The organism is Erwinia sp., assembly GCF_049696395.1.
Classification (GTDB): Bacteria; Pseudomonadota; Gammaproteobacteria; order Enterobacterales; family Enterobacteriaceae; genus Erwinia.
Genome location: NZ_JBAVTT010000175.1, coordinates 1 through 5,755 on the forward strand (window position 1 = coordinate 1; position 5,755 = coordinate 5,755).

The following is a 5,755-nucleotide window of genomic DNA, read 5'->3' on the forward strand; positions in this document are numbered from 1 at the left end:
CGTCCGGCAGGTAACGGCCCCGGTCTCCGGTTTTATAAAGGCGGGCATTTTCACCGCGGCTGCGTTCGGCGTCACTGCGAAACGGATTGGCAATAAACGCATCCGCTGTCGCCTGCGGATTATTCAGGTAGCCGCGCCCAACGCCAGCCCCCCCGATATACAGCTCGCCAATCGCACCTTGTGGGACGGGGCGCAGATGGCGATCCAACAGATAAACACAAACGTTGTTGATCGCCTTGCCGATATTGGTATTGGCATCGCCAGGTTGATAGATCCGCGCCGTCGCCCAAACGGTGGTCTCGCTAGGCCCGTAACCGTTGATCAAACGAACTCCGGCCTCACAGTAGCGGTCAATCATCGCCGCATCGATACACTCCCCGCCAACGACCAGCGTGGACAGTTCCAGGAGTTCAATTTGTGCCAGTAACGCCGGAGGAATAAAGGCGAAATCGATGGATTGATGCCTGATATAGGCAGAGAGTGCGATAAAGTCGAGACGTTGGTGTTCTGCCAGAATATGCAGGCAATGGCCATTCAACAAGGCACTGAAGACATCCAGCGCATGGGCATCGAAAACATATTCCGAGTACCACAACGTGTTTAGCCTGGCAGCCTGCTCATAGCCCGTAGGCATACCTAGCAGGTCTGACTGTCCTTGCGCCAGGTTGATTAACGAGTGATGTTCAATCATCACCCCTTTTGGCTGGCCAGTGGTTCCGCTGGTATAGATGATATAAGCCAAATTGTCTGGCTGCGTGCGTGACGGTACATTGCTGTCGTCGATCTGCGCCAGCCTGTTGGCCAGTTGCGGGTTATCAATATCCAGCAGAGGGAAACCACAGCCAGCGATGCGTGCACCATGATGCTGCTGCGTCAGGATCAGCACCGGTTTAACGTCCTCGACTAGCAGACTCAAGCGTTCCAACGGTGCCTGAGGGCTAATCGGGACATAGGCCGCCCCGGCCTTAAGCACGGCCAGCATGGCAATGACCATATGGGTCGACTTATCAAAATAGAGGCCAATCGCGCTGTCAGGCTGTATCGCAAAGTTCGCCTGCAGATAAGCCGCCAACTGGTTCACCCGCTGATTTAACTCACGATACGTCAAACGCATATCCTGATACACCAACGCCAAAGCATCCGGTGTTCTGGCTGCCTGCTCTTCAAACATCTGACCGACCAGTTTATTTCGCTCCACGGCAACCTGAACCCGCGGCTGGTTTGCTACCAGCTGCATAGAGTCGTCCTTCGTCAGCAGCGATAACGCCTGGGGACCCATGGTCGGGTCCGCGATCAACTGCTGTACGGTGAGCCGTATTCCTTGCAACACGCCTTCCATGGCCGAACGGCTGAACAACTCACCCGCATAGTTGATCTTGAACTCAATCCGTCCATCCTGTTCATACACCATGATGCCCAGCGGATAATCCAGTTTTTCATCACTATCCTCAAAATCGAGTTTGAACAGGCTCTCGCCGTTATCGGCAGGCACCGGATAGTTTTCAAACACGAATAGCGAGTTAAACAGACGTACCCCCGCCTTCTGCAGCGTGATCAGGCTGATATTGCTGTAGCTATTGATGTCATTAATATGGGCCTGCAGGCGTTTGACATTCTCGATAATCGCCTCATCGGTGTGTACCAGAACGACAGGCAACGTATTGATATATAGACCAACAGAGCGTTCAATCGCTTCCACCGGAAGATTACGGCCAGACACCGTCATCCCCACAATCGACACGTCCGCATGGCTATAAAGACTGAGCTGTTGGTGCCAGCAATACTGCATCAGCGCATTCAACGTCACGCCATGCTGCCGCGAAAGCGCCTTCAGCCCGTGGTAAAGCTCACCGACCAATGCGGTCGACACGCTTTGGGGGTCTTGCAGGTGTTTATATTCACTTAAATTAACGTGTTTCATCTCCGGCTTTAGCAGGCCACTGAGGTTCTCTTGCACCTCTAAGCCACCCAGATAGTTCTGCCAGAACTGCTCGGTGTCCTGGCTAACCGTCTGAAGCAATGCCTGCGCCTCCAGATAGCTTTGATCTGCGGCTTGCTCCGGCGCGCTTCCCTGTTGCAGGGCCAAATAATTTTGGTGCACGTCATTGAGCAAGATCGGCAGGCTCCAGCCGTCCAGAATGGCGTGATGGTTATTAAACAGACAAATATAGTGATCATCCGCGCACTTAACGATATACAGCCGGAATAGCCCTTTAGCGGACAAATCGAAATGGGTTTGCTGATCCTGTTTGATGAGTTCAGCCACAGTGCTTGCTCGTGCACATTCGTCCTGCTTACTGATATCGATAAACTGCCAACCAAAGGTGCCTTGCTTATCGACAATCTGCACAAACTCTTCCTGCCAGGAGAATCTTAGCCGCAGCGCCGGATATTTCACCTGGCTGCATTGCCACGCCCGTTCTAACAGCTCGACATCCAGCGCATTGCGATAGTGCCAGACCATTTGCGTACGGTAGGCGTTATCGATATAGCCTTGCAGTACGTAATGATAAATAAATCCTTGTTGCAGGCTGTTTGCCGGATAAATCGCCACAACCTCTTCATCCTGCTGGAGGCGCGCTAACAATTCACCGGAAACCACACCATTAACATCAGAATCGGTGAGATAAGAGCGAGATGACCGCTTAAGCTCGTCGATCAACTGGATTAACCGCTGGCGATAAGTCGTGGCAAACAGTTCGAGCTGTTGCGGGCTGAGATCCCCTTCGACCAGGAACTGTAATTGGCCATTGAGCACACCGCCGTTCAGCGCTAAGAAGTCCGTTGTGCGGTTATTCGCTGATAATGCCACCCCCGTAGATTCCTGAACAAACACCCACTCGCCATCCCGTTCATCACCATCGAACTGGCCAAGGTAGTTGAAGGTCACTGCGGGCAATGCCTGCGCATCATAGCCAACCAGCACACCATAACCTAAGCCATGGTGAGGAGAGGTTCGTAGTCTGTCTTTAATCAACGGTAAATTGCGTACAAGGTCACGATGCTCAATACGCAGATTGACCGGATACATGCAGGTAAACCAACCGACGGTATTGTTGATATCCACATCGTCAAACATCGCCTCTCTGCCATGTCCTTCCAGCAGAACATAATGGCTGTTACCGCCAACCACCTGCGACAACGCATCCGCCAGTACGGTCAGCAGAATATCGTTCATCTCGGTGTGATAAACATGATGAAGGTCTCGCAACAGACAAGCGGTTTGCTCTTGCGACAGGCTTATCATCGTACGATTGAGCATCCCCACACGATGGGCGTCCAAACGCTGGTGCCAGCCGTCCAAATCCGTGGTCAGGTTATCCCAGTAATGCCTCTCATCCAGAGAGTTGTTCACTGCAACGGCTGGGTAGTTTTGCAGTGAGTTGACCCATTGGCGGTAACTCGTGCCTTTCTGGCCCAGGATAGTTTGCGCATTAACCGTCGCATCAAGGTTATCGCCTTGCGCTGCAAAGAACTGGTAAAGCGTGCGTAAGTCGTGGTTAATAATCCGCCAGCTGACCACATCAATATTGAGATGGTGTACCGCCACATGGATACGCGCAGTCTCATCAGCGTAGCCTGCAATATAACCGATATGGAACAGTGGCCCTTCTACCAGGCAAAAACGGTTCTGCCAGGCCGTCAACTGCGCATCGAGCTGAACAACTGTGAAGTCCTGTTGATTGATCGCATCAAATGGCAACGTCGCTATAGTTTGACGGTAGTGGCCGGCAGCGGCATCTTTCGGGTAAACGGCTCGAAAAATATCATGGTATTCAACCAGTTTAGCCACGCTCAAACGCAGTAGCTCAACATTTAACGTGGGCACTTTAACCATAAATGCCTGGTTCCAATGATCAGCATCAGGCAATTTCCCCGACTTTACGGCCTGGAAGAACCAGCGCTGGATCGGCGCCAAGGGTAGCTCATCCGCCAGCATACCTGCCTCTGACTGGATAACCGGCAAATTGTCACCCCGGCATTGCAGCAGGTAAGTGCTCAAAGCTTTGGCCGTTCTGTGGGCAAAGATGTCTTTCACCGTGAGATGGTGGCCCGATAACTTTTTCAGTTTATTCGCCAGTTGGATACTGCTGATACTGTCCCCGCCTAAACGGAAGAAGTCATCGGTGATCCCTACCGCATAATCCTTAAGAGGTAATACCTCCGCGAATACGCGGCAGATCAGCATTTCACTCTCGTTAGCTGGGGCCACGTAGTTCACCTCATCCGTTAATATCGGCAGAGGTAAGGCTTTGCGATCCAACTTATTGTTCATGTTCATCGGCAATGCCGTTAAATGAACAAACGCTGTGGGGATCATATAGGCAGGTAAACGCTGTTGCAGATGCTCAGACAGCACATCTGCTGGTAATGCGTCTGGCGCAATATAATAGGCTGCCAGGTACTTTTGCCCCGAGTCATGCTCCAGCGCCAGTACCACTACCTGTTCAATCTGTGGGTATTGGGCCAGACAGTTTTCGATTTCGACCAATTCGATCCTGAAGCCACGGATCTTCACCTGGGCATCATTACGCCCAATATAGTCAATCTTACCGTCGTTCAGGTAACGGACTAAATCGCCAGTTTGATACAGCCGATCGTGACGCCCTCGCGTTTTATCTTCATCACTTTGCAATGGATTGGCGATAAACGCCTGATGAGTCGCCTCTGGGTTATTTAAATAGCCACGACCTACACAGTCACCACTGATATAGAGTTCACCCACGGCACCCGCAGGGAGCGGCCGTAGACAACTGTCCAGAATATAAGCGTCAGCATTGCCTATCGGCCGACCAATGATGGTATTGCTATCGCCCGTTTGATAAACGTTACTGGTGACAAAGACCGTGGTTTCCGTTGGGCCATAGCAGTTAACTATTTTTACCCCCTGAGCACTATAGCGCTCTATCACGCTGCTACTGGCCACCTCCCCTCCCAGGATTAGCGTGGAAAGCCCCAGTGTTTCATTGTTATTTAGCAGCGCAGGAGGCAAAACGCCGATATCAATGGCATGTTGTTTAATGTATGCAGCAAGCGCACCGAAATTCAAACGTATCTCTTTAGACAAGACATGTAAGCAATGGCCGGACAGCAACGGGCTGAACACATCCATGACATGCGCGTCAAAGGTATAATTTGAATAGAAGAGGTAATTTTTTGTCGGCTCTCCGGCCTGGCAGATCTCAGTGCCAAAGATACTCCGCTGCGCTTCCACAAGATTGGCGACAGAATGATGCTCAATCATTACCCCTTTAGGGGTTCCCGTCGTCCCGCTGGTATAGATGACATAAATCAGATTGTCAGGTTTGGTTTGGGTTGCCACATTAACCACCTGGTGGCTGGCAGCCCGCGCAATCAACTCAGGATCGTCCACGCACAGCAGCGCCGTCTTCTGTGGATTAATCAGTTTGGCCAGCGCCTCTTGCGTGACCAACTCCGTCAGAATAACGCGGGAATGAATATTTTCTATCGTCCAGAGCATTCTCTCCGCGGGCATATCGGGGCTAAGCGGTACATAGGCGCCCCCCGCCTTGAGAGTGGCCAGTATCGCGACCTGCATATGCTCAGAGCGGTTTAAACACAGCGCCACCAGATCGTCCGGTTGTAAAACAAACTGCGCTCTCAAGAAAGCCGCCAACCGGTTGGCCCGTTCATTCAACTGCCGATAGGTCAGGCTCACGCCCTCAAATACCAGTGCGATATTCTCTGGGGTCCTCACTACCTGCGCCTCGAACATTTCGTGGATCGTCATCTC

1 protein-coding gene is annotated in these 5,755 nt (G+C 51.9%); it reads right to left on the bottom strand.

Translation table 11 applies throughout. From position 1 onward, the window contains the following. Nucleotides 1-5,719, bottom strand: a 5,719-nt coding sequence (locus WCC56_RS20200) for an amino acid adenylation domain-containing protein (RefSeq protein WP_424694104.1), incomplete at its 3' end; no start/stop codon positions are given. Between the last annotated feature and the right edge of the window lie 36 nt (nt 5,720-5,755).